The organism is Nisaea sp. (genome assembly GCF_040217065.1).
Lineage (GTDB): Bacteria > Pseudomonadota > Alphaproteobacteria > Thalassobaculales > Thalassobaculaceae > Nisaea.
This window is the reverse complement of sequence record NZ_JAVJNX010000004.1, coordinates 214,717-232,741: the sequence shown is the minus strand read 5'-3', so window position 1 is coordinate 232,741 and position 18,025 is coordinate 214,717. Positions and strand designations below refer to the sequence as shown.

At 62.5% G+C, this 18,025-nt stretch carries 13 protein-coding genes and 1 pseudogene; 5 read left to right on the top strand and 9 right to left on the bottom strand.

All coding sequences use genetic code 11. From position 1 onward, the window contains the following. The first annotated feature begins 135 nt into the window (after positions 1-135). The 3 genes from RH950_RS02575 (at position 136) to RH950_RS02565 (ending at position 3,333) form a co-directional block, all read left to right on the top strand. Positions 136-1,392 (top strand): PQQ-dependent sugar dehydrogenase, encoded by a 1,257-nt coding sequence (locus tag RH950_RS02575; RefSeq protein WP_350053397.1) that lies wholly within the window; start codon positions 136-138, stop codon positions 1,390-1,392. Further along, the gene (locus tag RH950_RS02570) at positions 1,389-1,970 is read left to right on the top strand and encodes a c-type cytochrome (protein ID WP_350053395.1); all 582 of its coding nucleotides are present in this window, start codon (positions 1,389-1,391) and stop codon (positions 1,968-1,970) included. The genes RH950_RS02575 and RH950_RS02570 overlap by 4 nt, the downstream gene beginning before the upstream one ends. 82 nt (positions 1,971-2,052) lie before the next feature. Next, positions 2,053-3,333 carry an aspartate aminotransferase family protein gene (locus RH950_RS02565; RefSeq protein ID WP_350053394.1) on the top strand — a complete coding sequence of 427 codons (1,281 nt, stop codon included), beginning with the start codon at positions 2,053-2,055 and terminating at the stop codon, positions 3,331-3,333. A gap of 227 nt (positions 3,334-3,560) precedes the next feature. On the opposite strand, the gene RH950_RS02560 is transcribed toward RH950_RS02565, so the two are convergent. The 3 genes from RH950_RS02560 to RH950_RS02550 form a co-directional block, all read right to left on the bottom strand. Then, positions 3,561-4,352 (bottom strand): hypothetical protein, encoded by a 792-nt coding sequence (locus tag RH950_RS02560; RefSeq protein WP_350053392.1) that lies wholly within the window; start codon positions 4,350-4,352, stop codon positions 3,561-3,563. 29 nt (positions 4,353-4,381) lie between these two features. Further along, a complete protein-coding gene (locus RH950_RS02555; protein ID WP_350053390.1) occupies positions 4,382-5,215 on the bottom strand; it encodes a hypothetical protein in 834 nt (277 codons plus the stop codon). Positions 5,216-5,517: 302 nt separating this feature from the next. Continuing rightward, positions 5,518-7,161, bottom strand: coding sequence for a ShlB/FhaC/HecB family hemolysin secretion/activation protein (locus RH950_RS02550; protein WP_350053388.1), 1,644 nt, complete (start codon positions 7,159-7,161; stop codon positions 5,518-5,520). 353 nt (positions 7,162-7,514) lie between these two features. Between RH950_RS02550 and RH950_RS02545 the strand changes: the two genes are divergently transcribed. Both RH950_RS02545 and RH950_RS02540 read left to right on the top strand, forming a co-directional pair. Next, positions 7,515-8,915, top strand: coding sequence for a FecR domain-containing protein (locus tag RH950_RS02545; protein WP_350053386.1), 1,401 nt, complete (start codon positions 7,515-7,517; stop codon positions 8,913-8,915). A gap of 49 nt (positions 8,916-8,964) precedes the next feature. Beyond that, positions 8,965-11,232 (top strand): CHASE2 domain-containing protein, encoded by a 2,268-nt coding sequence (locus RH950_RS02540; RefSeq protein WP_350053384.1) that lies wholly within the window; start codon positions 8,965-8,967, stop codon positions 11,230-11,232. Positions 11,233-11,291: 59 nt separating this feature from the next. On the opposite strand, the pseudogene RH950_RS02535 reads toward RH950_RS02540, so the two are convergent. The 6 genes and pseudogenes from RH950_RS02535 to RH950_RS02510 all read right to left on the bottom strand — a co-directional run. Beyond that, positions 11,292-11,541 (bottom strand): annotated as a pseudogene (locus RH950_RS02535) (NAD(P)(+) transhydrogenase (Re/Si-specific) subunit beta); the annotation flags it as partial. A gap of 225 nt (positions 11,542-11,766) precedes the next feature. Then, positions 11,767-13,218, bottom strand: coding sequence for an ATP-binding protein (locus RH950_RS02530; RefSeq protein WP_350053382.1), 1,452 nt, complete (start codon positions 13,216-13,218; stop codon positions 11,767-11,769). Next, on the bottom strand, positions 13,218-13,817 hold the full coding sequence (locus RH950_RS02525; protein ID WP_350053380.1) for a YfiR family protein: 600 nt from the start codon (positions 13,815-13,817) through the stop codon (positions 13,218-13,220). Before RH950_RS02525 ends, RH950_RS02530 begins: the two co-directional genes overlap by 1 nt. A 5-nt stretch (positions 13,818-13,822) precedes the next feature. Further along, positions 13,823-15,847: a TonB-dependent receptor plug domain-containing protein gene (locus tag RH950_RS02520; RefSeq protein WP_350053378.1), complete on the bottom strand. Its 2,025-nt coding sequence runs from the start codon at positions 15,845-15,847 to the stop codon at positions 13,823-13,825. A 249-nt stretch (positions 15,848-16,096) separates the two neighbouring features. After that, complete coding sequence (locus RH950_RS02515) at positions 16,097-17,494, bottom strand: NAD(P)(+) transhydrogenase (Re/Si-specific) subunit beta (RefSeq protein ID WP_350053376.1); 1,398 nt, start codon at positions 17,492-17,494, stop codon at positions 16,097-16,099. 16 nt (positions 17,495-17,510) lie between these two features. Beyond that, positions 17,511-17,927 carry an NAD(P) transhydrogenase subunit alpha part 2 gene (locus tag RH950_RS02510; protein ID WP_028466515.1) on the bottom strand — a complete coding sequence of 139 codons (417 nt, stop codon included), beginning with the start codon at positions 17,925-17,927 and terminating at the stop codon, positions 17,511-17,513. Between the last annotated feature and the right edge of the window lie 98 nt (positions 17,928-18,025).

Below are 18,025 nucleotides of genomic sequence, written 5' to 3'. Positions count from 1 at the left end.
TGGCGTTTGCCCTGTAGCGCCCCGGCAGTCGACGGTACATTTTTTTTGCGCCTTAATCTGGTGCAAATCCGGTTGACCTACCCCTTGGCGACGCAAATCATGGTTGCATAAGCGAGCCAACAGGGAGGAAATCTGATGAAACAGATAATCGCATTGGCCGTGGCTGCGTCGTTCTTCGCAGGCGACGCTTTCGCGCAGTCCGGACAGGTCCCGGACAATCTCGAAAAGCTGTCGGGCTTCAAGACCACCGGTGTCACCGAGTTCACCTTTATCGAGCAGGGCGGGGATTACGCCGCCGGCATCGAGAGGACGCTGGAACGCATCAAACTGCCGGACGGCTTCAAGATCGAGCTTTATGCCGTCGTTCCGGACGCACGGCACATGGCGGTCGGCCCGCAGGGCATCGTCACTTTCGTCGGTACCCGCAAGGACAAGGTCTGGTCGGTCACGGACCGGAACAAGGATCGTGTTGCCGACGAGGTGAAGGATTTCGCGCCGTCGCTGACCTTCAGCATCCCCAATGGTCCCTGCTTCTCGAAGGACGGCTTCCTTTATATCGCCGAGCAGAACCGTGTGCTGCTGTTCCCGGCTGCCGAGTTCTTCTACGAGAGCCCGGATGTCGCCGCCTTCAATCTAGTCGCCAAGGGCGACCTGATCCCGCCGGACGAGGAAAGCTTCAACCACACGGCGCGGGTCTGCCGGATCGGCCCGGACGGCAAGATCTACATCTCGCTCGGCCAGCCCTTCAATGTGGCGCCGAAGGACAAGCTGGATCTCTACAAGAAGTGGGGGATCGGCGGGATGATCCGGATGAACCTCGATGGCACCGGCCGGGAAGTCTATACCTACGGCATCCGCAATTCGGTCGGGCACGACTTCCATCCGGTGACCGGAGAGCTCTGGTTCACCGACAATCAGGTCGACGGCATGGGTGACGATATCCCGCCGGGCGAGCTGAACCGGCAGACGGCAGCGGGCCAGAATTTCGGCCATCCCTGGTATGGCGGCGGCGATACCCGCACCAACGAGTACACGGACGAGGAGCCGCCGGCGGACACGGTCATGCCGGTGGTCGCGACCGTCGCGCATGCGGCGGATCTCGGGATGCATTTCTATACCGGCCGGATGTTCCCGGAAAAATACAGGAACGCCATCTTCTCGGCCCAGCACGGGTCCTGGAACCGGACCACCCCGGTCGGCGCCCGGGTCATGGTCACCTTCATCGACGATCAGGGCAACGCCGCAATGGAGCCCTTCGCCGAAGGCTGGCTAGATGAGCCGACCGGCGAATATCTCGGGCGCCCGGTCGATGTGGCACAGCTTCCGGACGGGTCGCTTCTGGTTTCCGACGATCTGGCCGGGGCGCTGTACCGGATCAGCTACGCCAGATGAGGCGTGCGATCCTGCTCGGTCTCGGCGGGCTGATGCTCGCCGGGACCGCGCCGGCAGTTTCCGGCGATCCCGAGGCGGGCCGCAAGATTGCGAACATGTGCCGGACCTGTCACGGGCTCGACGGGTTTGCGAAAATCCCGATCGCCCCGCATATCGGGGGTGAGCCGAGCAACTATCTCCAGCGGCAATTGCGGGCCTTCAAGTCCGGCGCCCGCCGTCACGAGATGATGTCGGTCGTGGCATCCGGGTTGAGCGAGCGGCAGATCGAGGATGTCTCGGCCTGGTATGCGGCCCACACCGCGACGGCGCGCCTGCCGGCCGGGGCCGATCCGGCCGGTGCACCGGAAGCCTGCACGGCCTGCCATGGCATTGACGGCATTGCGGTTCATGAAGATGCTCCCAACCTTGCGGGAGAGACGAACATCTATATCGACACCCAGCTGAAGGCCTTCAAGCGGGGCAAGCGGACGCACGAGATCATGAACGGTATCGCAGAAGCGATGTCGGACGCGGAGATCCGCGCGGCTGCCGACTGGTATGCGGCGGTGGAACTGGAGGTCGACGCCGCCCCGGAATGAATGTCGCGCGCACGGTGCGCGTTGCATCGCCCCGCGACCCTGTGTCTGAATGGCGTCAGACGCAAGCCGTGGGAGCGACAGAATGAGCAGCAATCCGACCCTTCAGGACTGGCGGGACCGTGCCGGCAAGGTGCTTCCCGCCGCCGGCTTCGGCAATTTCGACCCGAGCGTGGTGATCGCCCGCGGCGAGGGCGCGCGGGTCTGGGACGAGGACGGCACCGAATATGTCGATTACCTGATCGGCTCCGGCCCGATGCTGGTCGGCCATGGCCATCCCGAGGTTCTGGAGGCGGTGCAGGAGCAGGTGGCGCACGGTTTCACCTTCTTTGCCAACAACGCGCACGGTATCCGGCTGGCCGAGGACATCGCCGGCGCCATGGCCTGTGCCGGCCAGGTCCGCTTCGTCTCCACCGGCAGCGAGGCGGACATGTATGCCATGCGCCTCGCCCGGGCCCATACCGGCCGGGAGAAGATCCTGAAATTCGAGGGCGGCTATCACGGCATGTCCGGTGAGGCGCTGATGAGTCTGGCACCGACCAAGCGTGTGAATTTCCCGGTCGCCGTTCCGGACTCCGCTGGCATTCCGCAAGGCGTGCGCGATTCCATGCTGATCGCCCCGTTCAACGACCCGGATTTCGTCCGCGGTCTGCTGGACGAGCACGGGGACGAGATCGCCGCGGTGATCGTCGAGCCGCTGCAGCGGCTGATCCCGCCGGAGCCCGGCTTTCTGGAGATGCTGCGTGCGGAGACGGAGAAGCGCGGCATCGTGCTGATCTTCGACGAGGTGGTGACCGGCTTCCGTCTCGCCTATGGCGGCGGGCAGGAGAAATACGGCGTCACCCCGGATCTCTGCACCCTCGGCAAGGTCATCGGCGGCGGCTTCCCGCTGGCGGCGATCGCCGGCAAGGAAGAGATCATGGCGCATTTCGACAAGGCAAAGGTCGGCGCCGACGGCTTCACCTTCCAGATCGGCACCCTCAGCGGCAATCCGGTGGCCAGCGTCGCCGGTCTCAAGACCATGGAAATCCTGAAACGGCCGGGCACCTATGACAGGCTGCGCGCCAGCGGCGAGCGGGTGATGACCTCCCTCGCGACCGAACTCGGCAGGCACAATATCCCGCACCAGATCGTCGGCGATCCAGTACTGTTCGATGTGATCTTTACAGGCAAGCCGGTGAAGAACTACCGCGACACACTGGAGAACAACGCGGACCGGTCCCGCGCCTTCAATGCCGCGATGCGGGCGCACGGTATCCTGAAGCCGGACAGCAAGTTCTATATCTCGCTGGCCCTGACGGAGGCGGATCTGGTGAAGACGGAAGAGGCCATCGCGGCAGCTGCGAAGGCGGTGGCGGCACAATAAACAGGAGGCCAGTCCAGCTGGCTCTGGGAGGCACTATGTTACTCGGTGGTGAAGTCAGGCGCTGGCAACGGCTCGGGCGGTGGATAGTGATATTGTGGCGGAAAATGGCCGGGCCATTGAAGGCTACGGACGGAAAATAAGCCCTCTGACATAGAACGGGAAAAAGAGCACCGAAGTGCTCTTCTCCTATCAGGTCTTTTCGGCCCGCTCAGTCGAGCGCCGGTCGGCTACTGCTGGTCCTCCGGCTTGATCTCGGGAAAGTCCTCCAGCAGGAAGGTCTTTCCGGTCATTCCGGAGAGTGCAATCGGATCGCTGCTGTAGGTTCCGAGGCTGAGCCGCTCCGCGTGCTGCTTGATCTCGCTGCCCGGTTCGGCATAGTCCGCGACGATCTGAAGCTCGGTGATCCTGTCCGTTGACTGGCCGTCCCAATAACCGTTCGCCTCTCGCACGGGGACGTCCCGCACACGCGTATTGGCCTTGAAGACCATCTCGCCGAGATAGGCAACGCCGGACTCGCTCACCTCGAAAACCGGGGCATCGGGCGCGAGAGCGCCGTCGCTTCCGGTGAAGGTGACGACGGTCTTATTCGCCCCGGAGACGGCGGCCGCGCCGAGCTTTATGATCAGCATGAACAGCGGATCGACAGCGACGTCGGTACCGGAAACGGCGTACTGACCGCTGAATTCCGACACCGTGTAGCGTCCTGGCTCGAGTTCTACATCCCAGAGTCGGCAGACCCGTTCGAAGCGCTGCTTTGACTGGCGGCGGAACTCGCTCTCGAAACTGATCGTCTCTGTTTGTCTCCCGGAGGCAGGTGCGTCGGCGATATGTCGTCCGTCCGCCGCCAAGGGCGCGAGCGAAACGGAGAAGGAATAGTCCTTGACCGTCGGCTCAACGCAGAGATTGAGCGCGGCCAAGCCCTTGCCCGGGGCGATCTGGATCGGCGGCGGCGGTGTGTAGGTCGTCTGGCAGGCGGAAACAAGCAGCCCGAGGGCAGTCATCAGAATGGTCCGTTGCATTAGGCTTCCTTGTCGTGTTTTTCGCAGTGCTACTGATTTGCCGCTTTCAGCGCGGACTCGTACTGGCTTGCGGAGAGAGCGCCGTCGAGATAGAGGCGCTGAAGCTCCGACCGGCTCTTGCCATTCAGCGTGCCCGGCACCGGGGGCGCGGGTGCATTGATTTCAGCCGTGATCTGCTTGCGCTGTACCGAGCGTTGAATTGCTTCCTGGTCGCCATAGTCTTCGAGGACGAAACGACGTGTCTTGAAGACCTCCAGCGGCTGCGGCAGCAACGGGTAAGTCGAGAGATTGAGCTCTCCCTCGTAAGGTTTCAGCTCCAGCTCGTCGTAGCGGTAGTCCGCCATGTACCGGGACTGCGTCCTGGTGATCATGCTGACGCCGTCCCATTGACCTTCCTTGTCATATTCAGGGAAATCGGCACTTTTCGTGTCCGTTGTGACCCGGATCTTGCCGAGATAGCTCACGCGGCCGCTTTCGATCTTGAAGGTCGGAGCATCCGCCATCAGCAGACCGGACTCGTTGATGAAGGAGAGCTCGTCCACCGTCGCCTCGGAGATGGCGATGACGGTCAGGCCAACCAGCAGGAGGGCCAGCGGGTCGGTGCCATAGGGCACATGTCCGGAACCCAAGCCGGTGGCAAATTTCGCCTTGATGTTGGTGATGGCGTAGTGGCCTTCGGGCAACTTGCTCTTCCAGAACCCGAAGCCTGCATCCTGAAGACTGAAGCTCTGGCGGAAGGTCGCCTTATATTTCGGGCTGTCGCCTTCCATGATGACGCGGCGGGTGCCCGGATCGAATTGTGCGACGTTGAAAATATAGTAGTTCTTCGCTGCGGCCTGATCGACAGCTACGTTCATGGCCATCGCGCCGTAGCCTGATGTCAGATTTATCGGTGGAGGCGGCTCGGTCGGTGTCGTTACACACGCGCCCAACAGCCAGCAGACGCCGGTAACCAGTATTTTTCTATTCATGGAACCCCCAAAAGCAATCGAAGGTGATTACCAAATGGCGACGGGGGATGCCAGACAGCTTTTAGGAAAAATGAAATGGAGCGCTTTAGCGCCCCGAATTCTCTGAATTCTCGTTGCAGTTCGCGTCAGTCGAGCGCCTGTAGGGTTTCCACTCTGCGTCAGAAAGAACCGCCGAAACTCTAGATCGAGCCTCGTCAAAAATTCTTGCTGAGTTCGAAGAACACCCGCTGCAAGGTGTCGCCGTCGTCGTTGGCGGGCCGTGTGAGCGCGCGGGCATATTCGATCTGCAGCCGGATACTGTCAGTCAGATCGAGACGCAGGCCCAGACCGGTAGATGCGAGGCTTTCGCGCTGCAGTTCGAATGCGCCTTCGTTCCACACCATGCCGACATCGTAGAAACCGAAGGCCTGGAACCAGGTGAAATACGCGTCGCGCAGATCGTCGCCATATTGCAGTTCGATACTGCCGCCGATTCCGTGCTCGCCCGAGATCTCGCTGAAATCGTAGGCCCGGCCGATGGAGGAGCCGCCGAGGCTGAACTCTTCCGATGACAGCAGTTCGTCGCTCGCATACTGGCCGGCCAAATGGGCGCGGACCCCGATTTCTCTGGTGATCTCCTGCTGGCGCGTCATTGTAAAGCGCGCCTTGGCAAACTGGGCATCCGCGCCGAGCCGGGACCGGAGATCGCCCTCGTCCGAGGCGCCGAAGGTATCCAGGCCACCCGAGACTTCGCCCCAGAGCTGGTTCTGGCCGCCGAAACCATCCGCCAGGTACATATAAAGGCCGCCGCGCAGCACCCGCAGCTGGTCCTTGAAGTTCGGGCCGGCGGTGTCGTCTTCGGAAACGCTGCGCGCATCCGCCGATAGATTCAGCCAGAGGCTTTGCTCCATCGACCGGATCAGCGGGTGGGAGGCCTTGATCACGAAGCGCGCACTGTCGCCCTCGACACCGTCGATCGAGTCGATGCCGCCCGCATCGCTCTCGCTGGCGGAAGCCAGGACGCCGAGCGTCGTGCCGGCATCACCGACCAGGCGGCTGATCTCGATCTCGCCATATCGCAATTCCTGGGGCTGGGCCGGCACCGTGAAAATCCCGACCCGTGCCTGGGTGTCGGGGCCGATGAAGCGGTTGCTGGAGATCGAGGCCCAGAGCTGCTCCGTGCCGGATGCCGTGGTGCCGCGGTTGTCATAGACCAGAACGCCGCTTTCCGGCTTGTCGCGCAGGGTGAGCTGCAGGGCGTAGCGCCCCTCCAGCGGATCGATCTCCGCCATCTCGGCGCTCTCCACGATCTGTCCGAAGGAATCCCCGATCAGCAGCAGAACCCGTTCCAGATCGCTCCGCTTCAGGGGGCGGAATTCGTCGATCGCCGCGGCCAGGCGCGCGACATATCCTTCCGGCTTGCCGTCGCCGAGGAAGTCCACCCGCGCGACATATCCTTCCGCGATCCGGATCGTGGCGATCCCTGCGGCCAGGTCCTGCGGCGGCAGATAGGCCTGGGTGAGGAAGTAGCCCCTGTCCTGATAATGCCTGGTGATCCGTGCGGCGGCGGCCTGCAGGTCCGCCGTGGTCACGAGGCGCGCCAGGACGTCTTCGTAATAGGGGGCCAGGTCCGTCTTCCGGAACACGGTATTGCCGTCGAGCAGCACGGCGGCGAGCAGGAAGGTCTGTGCGTCGTCCGGCTGATCCCGCGCCGCATCCGGCGCCCCCGGCGTTGCCGGCCGTGCGGCCGGTCTGCCGACATTCCGGGGCACGCGTTCCTCGATCTGGGCATCCGGTGACGCGTCCGTTGCCGTGGATTGCTGGGCTTTGACAGGTGATGAAAGAGCAGAAGCATACAATATTATGCCGCTCATTATGGAAAAAAACCGAATTACTTGGCCTTTGTTAAGGTTTGAGCCTCCGGTTCCTCTCCGGGCGGATGCCGAAAAAGAAAGCAGATTCAATTTCCAAGATGCTTTCATTAAGGCCATAAAAAACATGCGGATATTAACTTGTCGCCCGAAAATATGGTTGTAGTCGCTCTTGGTTGCGCGTAGGAACTTATCCATAACTTATTGATAAATATACTTTATTAACAATTCAATAAAAATATTCGTTAAATGATCTTGAGTTTGTAGTCGATTTTGACAGGTAACTAGGGGTTGGTAAAAAACCAGCCTGCGGCGGAGAAGATCCGCGAATGGAGTAGCAGATGACCAATGGTACGCCTCGTGCCTTCGGTGGCCTTGTCTTTGTATTACTTGTTTCAGCAGTGATGATCACCCCGGTGCCATCATGGGCGCAGGAACGCGCCGTCTGGCGCGTGCTCGAGATGTCCGGAAACGTCACCCTCGCTGAAGAAGGCGGCAGGATCCTTCCGGTCTCGACCGATGCCACGGTGAGCGAGCGCAGCGTCATCCGCACCGGCGATACCGGAAGAATCATCCTGACTCGCGGCGAGAACTCGATCGTCATCGGACCGAATACCGAGCTCGGTATCCCTGAGCAGGACCCGAGCTGGGGCACGCGTATCATCCAGTCTCTCGGCACCGCGCTTTTCAAGGTGGAAAAGAAGCTGGCGCCGCATTTCGAGGTTGTGACCCCGTATCTTGCGGCCGTGGTGAAAGGCACCTCCTTCACGGTCAACGTGCGTGACGGCAGCGGCCTCGTGCATGTCGTCGAGGGGGCGGTGCAGGTGACCGACGGCGCGACCGGCGCAAATGTGGTCGTGAAACCGGGGCAGACCGCCCGGACGTCACCTGGCGGCGGTCTGCAGCTTGACAATTCGCCGGTGGATAACGGCACCGGGACGGCCAGTGCCGCGAGCGACAGCGGCGAATCGGAGACCGGCGGGACGGAGCCTGACGGCACGCCTGCCGCGGCAAGTCTGGAAACCACAACGGCAGCGGCATCCTCTGCGTCCACCCAGTCTGCTGTCACGCAATCGGCGTCGATCGCCGGCGTCGATGATGCCGCGGCAAGCGGCAAGGGACTCTCGATAGCCAGGGCCGTCGGTCTTGTAAAAATCGATTTTGCGAAAGCCACGAACGGACTGGTGCGCAGCGCCTCGGCGCCGGGCCAGCAGAAAAAGGCCAGCAATGACAGCCGAAGCGCGAATGGCCTCGGCAACAAGGCGTCTTCCGGCAATTCGGGTGTCTCTTCCCGGGCGCCGGTCGAGACCGCACGTGTCTCCGACAGGTCCGCGACTGCCAAGTCCGGCAACCGTGCAGCGACCCGGGGGGCGCTTGCAAGCGCCACGGTCGGTAACGGCAACGGCAATGCCGGCGGTAACGGCAACGGTAATGCCGGTGGCAACGGCAATGCCGGCGGTAACGGCAACGGTAATGCCGGTGGCAACGGCAATGCCGGCGGTAACGGCAACGGTAATGCCGGTGGCAACAGCAATGCCGGCGGTAACGGCAACGGTAATGCCGGTGGCAACAGCAATGCCGGCGGTAACGGCAACGGTAATGCCGGTGGCAACAGCAATGCCGGCGGTAACGGCAATGCTGACAGCGGCGGTAACGGCAATGCCGACAGCGGTGGCAACAGCAATGCCGACAGCGGCGGTAACGGCAATGCCGGCGGTAATGGCAACGGTAAGAAGAGTTAGGTCCACCGCGCGATAAACCTGCGGGGACGGGGAGAGGGTGCGAGAAACAGTGGCCAGATCGACCCTATCGATTCCAGGCCTGGGGTATCTTTTCGCTCGCCGCGGCGATGTGCCCCTGATCCTGCTCGTCCCGGTGCTCGTGCTCGTCCTTGATTTTTTTGGCTTGCTCGCACCGCTGGACCGGACGCTCGTGGAGCAGCGGTTCCGCTTGCTGTCCGAACCGGCAAGCGGCGAGGTGGTCGTTGTTGAAATCGATCCCGACACGATCGGCTTTGTGGGCACCTGGCCTTTCCCCCGCCAAGTGTTCGCCGATCTGATCACCCGGCTCGACGCGGCCGGGGCCCGGACAATCGCCCTCGACATCGATTTCAGCGCACGCTCCACGGCGGAGGATGACGCCTTGCTCAAGGCCGCGATTGCCGGCAGCAACGGGCGTGTGATCTTGCCGTATTTCGAGCAGCGGGCCCGGCGTGGCGATGATGCGGCGACGGTTGATCGCCAGGCTCTGCAATTCGCCGAGGGGACCGGGAGCTACGGCGGTGTGAATGTGACGCCGGAAGCCGACTCGCTGATCTGGAATCACGATGCTTTTGCGCTGCACGGAGAGACCAAGCGGCCCTCCCTGGCGATGCTCGTGGCCGAGGGGCAGGTCACAAGCGACCGCTTCATGATCGATTACGGGATTTCCTATGAAAGCATTCCGCATCTGTCGATGCGCGCCGTGCTTGAAGACGCATTCGACCCGGCCCGGATTGCCGGCCGCCGCGTCATGGTCGGAGCCGCCGCGATTGAGCTGGGCGATCACCTGCCGGTACCGCGTTACGGCTACTTGCCGGGGGTCTACGTCCAGGCGATTGCCACCGAAAGTCTGATCAAGGGCCGTGCCCTGCAGTCCAGCACCGGTCTTGTCACCGCCGCGGGGCTCCTGCTGCTGTTGCCGCTCGGCGTGCAGATCATGCGCCGCAGGTGGCAGGTCTCTATCCTGCTGGCCGCCGTTTCCGGATTGGGCATCCTCGGGCTTGCCGTCGCCGTGCAGGCCACATCGATCCTGGTCCTCAACATCGCCGGCTGGCTGCTGGCGCTCGCCGGCTGGTGGCTGGTCGACCTCGTGCGGACTCTGCACGAGCAGGCCATTCGGCTGTTCCGCCAGCGTATGTCCGGGACGTACCGGCGCGAGTTGATGCGTCGGGTCGTCGATGACAGTTTCGACGGCATCGTCATGTCGGACAGTCTCGGCCGCATTGAGAGCGTCAATGCGACGGCAGCGCGGATCATTGGCGTCGACGGGACCAAGATGCTCGGCCGGCCGATCGGGGAGATCCTGACGCCGGAGCTGTTCCGGGAGATCTGGGGACGGATCCAGGCCGACCTGACCGGTGAGCCGTTCGATGTCAGCATCCCGCAGCCGGACGGGCCGCCGATCGATACGGAAATGGTCATCAGCACGCTGCGGCTTGCCCCGAGCAAGCGGCGTATCGAGCGCCGGCGGAACGACCGCCGCGTGCATGTGATCACGTTCCGCGACATCTCCGAACGCAAGGCCGCCGAAGATGCCAAGACCGTGGCACTGGGCGAGGCCAACAGGGCCAACCAGGCGAAGTCCCAGTTCCTCGCCAATGTGAGCCACGAGCTGCGCACGCCACTGAATGCGATTCTCGGCTTTTCCGATCTGATACGCTCCCAGGTCTTCGGGGCGATCGGAAACCAGCGCTATGTGGAGTATATCGAGAGCATCAATTACAGCGGGACCCTGCTGCTCGAACTGATCGATTCGATCCTGGACATCTCATGTATGGAGAGCGGCGAGAGCGAGATGAAGCCGGAAATCTTCGACATCGGTGCGCTGCTCGACGAGTGCAAGGCGGTGATGGGAGGGCTGATCGCCAAGTCGCCACGGATTCTGACCGTCGAGGTCGACTCGTCCGTCAGCCATATCCATGCCGACCGAAGTCTGATGCGTCAGGTCTTCGTCAATCTTCTCACCAATGCGTTCAAGTTCACCGATGAAAGCGGCGAGATCGGTGTCTTCGTCCGTCAGACGACGGACCGGGAGGTCGTCATCGAGGTCACGGACAATGGCTTCGGCATTCCGGAGGACGAGCGCTCTGCCATCTTCGAGCCGTTCCATCAGACGACGGGCGATTATGTGCGCAAGACCGACGGCTTCGGTCTTGGACTTTTCATCGTCGACCGAATTGTCTCCGGCCATGGTGGTCGCATCGAGGTGGAGAGCGAACTCGACGCCGGGACCACGATCCGTATCCTGTTACCGAAGGACTGCGTCGTGTCCCGCTCGGACTTTGCGCATATGGGCTGAAACCCGAATAAGAAAGAGCGCCGGAGCGCTCTTTTTCGATCAGGTCTTTTAGTTCCGGCTCAGTCGAGCGCCTGCACGATTTCCTCGCACATCTTCTTGGCGTTGCAGAACAGCATCATCGTGTTGTCCAGGAAGAACAGCTCGTTTTCGACCCCGGCATAACCTGACGACATAGCGCGTTTGAGGACGGGCACCGCCTTGACGGTCTCCACGTCGAGGATCGGCATGCAGCAGATCGGGCTGGCCGGATCGTTTTTTCTACCGGTTGGTGGCATCGTTCGCGTCGATCAAGAAGGCCATGTCGGCGCTGCCGGGCCTGACGGCGATGTCGCCACCGGGCCGTCCATGGCCGCAGCGGCCATGATTCCGGGATCCTGACTGTGCCCGGGACGAAGTCGGCAAGAATTATTGAGGCAAGATGTTGCTCGGCGGTGACGTCAGGCGCTGGCAACGGCTCGGATCCGTGCACTCAGTGCTGTTCCGCAAACTGACCCGCCGGCCGCCGGGAGAATCCCGGGCTGTCCCGAAAGCGATTCAGGGCATGGTGAGGAGGGGCGGCTGGCTTGCGCTCACCCGGTCCGCCGGGACGGTGATGACCGCTGTGGTGCCCTTGCCGTATTCGCTCTCCAGCGTCAAAGATCCGCCGTGCAGCGTCATAATGCCGGCGCTGATCGAGAGCCCAAGGCCGGTTCCTCCGTGTTCGCGCGAAATGCTGGAGGTGGCCTGCTCGAAAGGCTCAAGCACGCGGTCCAGATCCGCTTCCGGAATGCCCGGCCCATTGTCCTTGACGCTAATTCTGTAGGAGCCGTCGGCGGTCATGCTCTCGCGCAGCTCGATCCGTCCTTCTGGCGGGGTGAACTTGACGGCGTTTCCAAGCACGTTGAGCAGGACCTGGCGCAATCCTCGGATATCGGCGGTCAGTATGACGCCCGGGTTGCTGAAATGCGCGACCAGCGCCACCGATTTGGCCTCGGCCTGCGACCGAATCATCCTGAGGCATCCCTCCACCCAAGGCGCGCTCGGCAGCTCTTCCGGATGGATCTGATAGGTGTGGCTGTCAAGACGGGCCATATCGAGGAGATCGTTGATCAGCGACAGCAGGTAGGACGCGCTGTTGTAGACGTCGGCGGAGTAATCCGAATAACGCTCCGGTTCGTCGCCGAGAACCCGGTCGCGTATGACTTCCGAGAACCCCATGATGGCATTCAGCGGCGTCCTGAGCTCATGGCTCATGGTGGCGAGGAAATGCGACTTCGAACGGTTGGCGTCTTCGGCCCGGTCGCGCGCATCCGCGAGATCGCGGTGGGTCCTCGCGATGGTGTCGAGCATGTTATTGAAGCCGTCAATCAATGTGCCCGTCTCGTCGTCTGAGGTGCGGTGCGCCCGGTGATTGTAGTCATGTTCCGTGGTGACCTTCTCCATGGTCGCCGCCAGGTGCTCGATGGGGCGGGAGAGGGCATTGCCGAGCAGGCGTGCCATTAGCCAGGAGACGATCGTGGCGGCGACGAGAACGAGGGCGCTCAGCAGCACGATGCTGCGCACGGAAGAATCGAGAACGCCGAGATCGGCCGCCAGCCTCAAGGTGCCGAGATGGCGGCCTTCCCTGTCGATCCGCAATGCAAGGAGCAGGTGATCCGGCGTTTCCGCCATGCCGGTCGCCGGCCAGCCGTTCGCGACGCCGACCTGACCGAAGGCCGTGACCGGTGTACCGGCGGCGTCCAGCAGCTGCGCCCCGTCGACCAAGCCGAGCATCTTTGCCGACGACAGGGTTTCCATGGCCGCGTCCCGATCCGCGAAGGCGAGCGGAGCCTGCAGGTTGGCGCTGAGAATCGCGCCGATCGCCCGGAGCTCGTCTTCCAGCGCTCCGAGACGGGACTGATAAGCGTACAGAGCGTTGATCGCGGTCACCAGGAGGATCGCGACGACACTGATCAGGGTCGCAAAATGAACCAACCTGCTCCGGATGGGGCGTTTGACCGGGCGCATCAGGTGCCTCCGTCCGGGGAAACGATCTCGGCCAAGCGCAAGACCTTGGAGCTGAGTTCGATGCCGCTTCGTCTCATGGTCGCGAGATTGACGCGGAAACGATACTTGCCTTGCGAGAGGTAGAGCTCGATATGACCGCCGCTTGCCGCGAACCCGGCACGGTCCGAGACCAGTAGAACGTGACGCTGTTCCGCCAGTGAGAGCAGTCTCGGCAGATCGGGTTCGGTAGAGCGCAGGAAAATCAGGTCACAGACAGTCCGGATGTCCAGGAAATCCGTCGCGGCCGCAATCGTTGTTGAGATCTGACGCTCGCCGATCTGCACGCTGGAGAACTTCCCGAAGGCCTCGCGCGGGATTGTGCCGGCCTCGATACAGAACGCGATGTCGGTCGGGCGCGGTCGCTTGTTCGGCCAGTCGGCGAACTCCGCGAAATTGAACAGAAAGCCTGCCTTGATCGCATCATCGCGCGACGGGTCCGCCAGTCCATGCAGGGGGGGCATCGCGAGCGCGAGCGCGAGCGCGAGCAGCGTCAGCCCGCGCCTGAGAAGCTTTCGCGCCGCGCCGTGCCGGCAGCGTGCAGGTGAAGGTGCTGCGGCCATAGCCTCTAGAATTTCGCTGCGACCGTGAGCATGACGGACCGAGCCGTCTCGGACGCCAGCGGAATCGGGCTGACGGGGCGCTCGACGCCATATTCGAGATAGCCCGAGTGGATCAAGTTGCGCCCGGTGAGTGCGATTTCGAGCCCGGCTTTCGGTTGCCAGGAAAGGCGTGCATCGAGATTGACATAGGCATCCGCGCCGACGTTCGACAGCTCATCGACGAACCGCAGCACGCTGTCGAAGCGCCATTCTTCGTTGATGTCGTAGAAGGATTGCAGGACGGCCTGATGTTCCGGGGCGTTCCCTTCGGCGCCGCTCGGCGCCTCGATATCCTCGTGCAGCCAGGAATAGCTGGCCCGCAGACGCCAGGAGGAGATCGGCTCCCAGACACCGCTGAGCTCCATGCCGAAGGTCCGTGCTTTGGCCTGATTGTTGATCACCGCAGGCGAGTCGATATAGGCGATCCCGGAGGCTGTGCGGACGGCGACCTCTCCCGCACTGGAACTCAGGAGCAGGTTGTCATATTCGTTTACGAATCCGGCAATGTCGACGGACAGCTCATCGAGGAGACGTCCGTGATAGCCGATCTCGTATGCGGTAACCCTCTCCGCGTCGAGTTCGGGGTTGCCCTGCACGCTCGGGATCAGCGGCAGTGCGGACGGGTTGTTGGTGGTTCCGGGAGGGACGATGAGGTTCCGGACCGTTGCATTGCTCTCGATCCCGGGGGTTCTGGCGGCGGTCGAGATGGCGCCCCAGAGGGCATGTCGCGGCGTGACGTTCCAGAGACCGCGGACGGAGGGTTGAACCTCGGATCCCGACTGCGAGTGGTACTCAATCTTGCTGCCGACGGTCAGTTCGATCTGATCGTCGAAGAACCCGCGGGAGGCTTGGGCGAACGCATTGTAGATATGATAGGTCTCGTCTTCAGGATCGACCTCAAGTTCGTATTCCGTTTCCAGATCAGAGATGATCGCGCGATACCCGCCGCCCCAGGTCAGGTCGATCTCGCTGGCCACGCGCGAAGTGTGCAGGAAGTGGGCATCGGCGGTGGTGCGCCGTTCGCTGAGATCGGGCGCCTCCAGATCCATGTAGCGGTAGTCGAGAAAACCCTGCAGGGAGAAATTCGAGGTCGCGCTGAGCTGCCGCGTCCATTTGCCGTTCAGATACAGCCCTTGCCGGTCGATCTCGCCGTCGCGTGTCTCGGAATATGGCGCGGTCAAGCTCGGCGCGGTCTGCTTGCCCGCCGCCGTGACCTGATTCACTCCGCTCACGATGAGCAGTTCGTCGATGCCTGTCGGCGTCCAGTCCACGCGCAGATTGGCCTGTCCGTTGTACCAGTCGTCACCGGCATCGCTGCCATCGGGCAGGTCGGAGGCGGAATAGGAGGAAAAATCGCCGGAAAGCCGGTAAGTCGCGTCCTTGCTCAGGGCACTGCCCTGGCTCAGGAAGGTATCGCCGAGGCGCTCGGTTCCAGCCGAGAGCTCCGCGTGCGTTCCCTGGGTCTCACTGGAGTGGCGCGTGATGATGTTGATCACGCCGTTCACCGCGTTCGCGCCCCAGAGCGTTCCACCCGGTCCGCGTACGACCTCGATCCGGTCGATATCGCTGATCGGAACGTTGTAACGGTCCCAAAACACGCCGGAGAACAAGGGCGAATAAATGCTGCGACCGTCGATCATGACCAGCAACTTGTTGGCGAAACGGCTGTTGAACCCGCGGATGCTGACCGCCCAGCTATTGGCGTTGATCCGCGCCACATTGACGCCGGGAACCAGCCGAAGGGCGTCCGGCAGGGTGGTGGCACCGGAGCGGCGGATTTCCTCGCGTGTCAGCACTGAAACGGCGGCGGCGGCTTTCTGAATCCGCTCCGGCTGTTTCGAGACCGTCGTCACCTCCATGTTCATGAGATATTCGAGGGACATACGCGAAATTGGATCGATCTCCACGGCTCGCGCCATTCCCGCCGTGGTCAGGGCAGAAAGCAAAACCGTCCAGAGACCGGCTCTGCGGATCGCGACCATATAACTCATCGGCGCTGCCTCCGGTTGTTCAGCAGCGCAATTTACGTCGCGACTAATTAGCAATCTCTTAATTTGACTTGGATTTATCCTAAAATACTTGGATATGACGGTTGGCCGGATGACAGATACTTGTATGAAGTATTCAGATGTCTTCCGGTTGGTGCGGCTCCGTGGACGCGTGATGATCTGGCCGTGATCCGAAAAAGCAAAGGGGCGCCTGAAGAAGGCGCCCCTTTCGGTTTGTTGTCTTGGCCCGCGTCAGTCGAGCGCCTGCACGATCTCCTCGCACATCTTCTTCGCATCGGAGAACAGCATCATCGTGTTGTCCCGGAAGAACAGCTCGTTCTCGACCCCGGCATAGCCCGAAGACATGCCGCGTTTGACGAAGAGCACGGTCTTGGCGTTCTCGACGTCGAGGATCGGCATGCCGTAGATCGGGCTGGCCGGATCGCTCTTCGCCGCCGGGTTGGTGACGTCGTTCGCGCCGATCACGAAGGCGACGTCGGTCTGGGAGAAATCGCGGTTGATCTCTTCCAGTTCCAGCACGTCTTCATAGGGCACGTTGGCTTCCGCCAGCAGCACGTTCATGTGCCCCGGCATGCGGCCGGCGACCGGGTGGATGGCGTAGCGCACTTTCACGCCTTTCGCCTTCAGGAGATCGCCCAGCTCCCGCAGGGCATGCTGGGCCTGCGCCACCGCCATGCCGTAGCCCGGCACGATGACGACGGAGGAGGCGTTCTCCATGATGAAGGCCGCGTCGTCGGCGCTGCCGGATTTCACCGACTTGTCGCCGCCGGGACCGCCCATCGCCGCCGCTGCGTCGCTGTCGCCGCCGAAGCCGCCCAGGATGACGCTGAAGAAGGAGCGGTTCATCCCCTTGCACATGATGTAGCTGAGGATCGCGCCGGAGGAGCCGACCAGCGCCCCCGTGATGATCAGCAGCGAGTTGCCGAGGGTGAAGCCGATGCCGCAGGCGGCCCAGCCGGAATAGGAGTTCAGCATCGAGATCACGACCGGCATGTCGGCGCCGCCGATCGGGATGATGATCAGGATGCCCAGCACCAGGGCGAGAACGAACACGGCCCAGAAGGCGGCCGGGCTCTGGTCGATGCAGAGCCAGACGACCAGCGCGACCATCAGCAGGCCGAGCGCCGCGTTCAGCGGGTGCTGGCCGGAGAAGGTGACCGGTGCGCCGGACAGCAGGCCCTGCAGCTTGCCGAAGGCGATGATCGAGCCGGTGAAGGTCACCGCGCCGATGGCGAGGCCGACGGCCATTTCCACCAGCGAGCCGACGGCGATGTTGCCGGGCGTGCCGATACCGTAGGCCTCGGGCCGGAAGAACGCGGCCGCCGCGACGAAACAGGCGGCGAGACCGACCAGGCTGTGGAAGGCCGCGACCAGCTGCGGCAGGGCCGTCATCTCGATCTTGCGGGCGATGAAGGCACCGATGGAGCCGCCGATGACGATGCCGGCGAGGATGGTGCCGTAGCTCATCACTTCCGGCATGGCGATGGTGGTCAGGATGGCGATCACCATGCCGGCGATGCCGAACATGTTGCCCTGCCGGGCACTGTCCGGCGAGCTGAGGCCCTTCAGCGCCATGATGAAGCAGATGCTGGAGATCAGGTAGAGGACGGCTGAGAAATTCTCGGTCATGTCTGTGTCTCCCGCCTCAGCGCTTTTTCTTGAACATGGACAGCATGCGCTGCGTGACGATGAAGCCGCCGAAGATATTCACCGACGCCAGCACCACGGCACAGAAGCCCATGATCTGGGAAAAGTTCGTCTCTGCCGGGCCGGCGGCGATCAGGGCGCCGACGATGATCACGGAGGAGATGGCGTTGGTCACGCCCATCAGCGGCGAATGCAGTGCCGGTGTGACCCGCCAGACGACGTAGTAGCCGACGAAGCAGGCTAGGATGAAGACCGTGAAAAGCGAGATGAAGCTGTAGGGGCCGGAATGGGCGGCCTCTGTTACTTGGCTGGCGACTCCGCCCGCATCCGTCGCGAATTGCGCCATCTCGCCCGCCAGGCTCGCGGCCTGCTCGGCGAGGGCTTTCGCCTTCTGTTCAATCTGGGTGGCATCCATGATCAGGCATCCCCCTCTTTATCGGAACCGGCCGCGGGCGCTGCCACCGAAGTTGCCGTCGCGGCTTTCGGTTTGGCGGGCGCCTTGGCGGTTTTCGC

Excerpts from the sequence above, each read along its gene's own strand:
- RH950_RS02575 (WP_350053397.1), top strand. The coding sequence starts at position 136 with ATGAAACAGATAATCGCATTGGCCGTGGCTGCGTCGTTCTTCGCAGGC.
- RH950_RS02570 (WP_350053395.1), top strand. The coding sequence starts at position 1,389 with ATGAGGCGTGCGATCCTGCTCGGTCTCGGCGGGCTGATGCTCGCCGGG.
- RH950_RS02565 (WP_350053394.1), top strand. The coding sequence starts at position 2,053 with ATGAGCAGCAATCCGACCCTTCAGGACTGGCGGGACCGTGCCGGCAAG.
- RH950_RS02560 (WP_350053392.1), bottom strand. The coding sequence starts at position 4,352 with ATGCAACGGACCATTCTGATGACTGCCCTCGGGCTGCTTGTTTCCGCC.
- RH950_RS02555 (WP_350053390.1), bottom strand. The coding sequence starts at position 5,215 with ATGGCCATGAACGTAGCTGTCGATCAGGCCGCAGCGAAGAACTACTAT.
- RH950_RS02545 (WP_350053386.1), top strand. The coding sequence starts at position 7,515 with ATGACCAATGGTACGCCTCGTGCCTTCGGTGGCCTTGTCTTTGTATTA.
- RH950_RS02530 (WP_350053382.1), bottom strand. The coding sequence starts at position 13,218 with ATGCGCCCGGTCAAACGCCCCATCCGGAGCAGGTTGGTTCATTTTGCG.
- RH950_RS02525 (WP_350053380.1), bottom strand. The coding sequence starts at position 13,817 with ATGGCCGCAGCACCTTCACCTGCACGCTGCCGGCACGGCGCGGCGCGA.
- RH950_RS02520 (WP_350053378.1), bottom strand. The coding sequence starts at position 15,847 with ATGAGTTATATGGTCGCGATCCGCAGAGCCGGTCTCTGGACGGTTTTG.
- RH950_RS02515 (WP_350053376.1), bottom strand. The coding sequence starts at position 17,494 with ATGACCGAGAATTTCTCAGCCGTCCTCTACCTGATCTCCAGCATCTGC.
- RH950_RS02510 (WP_028466515.1), bottom strand. The coding sequence starts at position 17,927 with ATGGATGCCACCCAGATTGAACAGAAGGCGAAAGCCCTCGCCGAGCAG.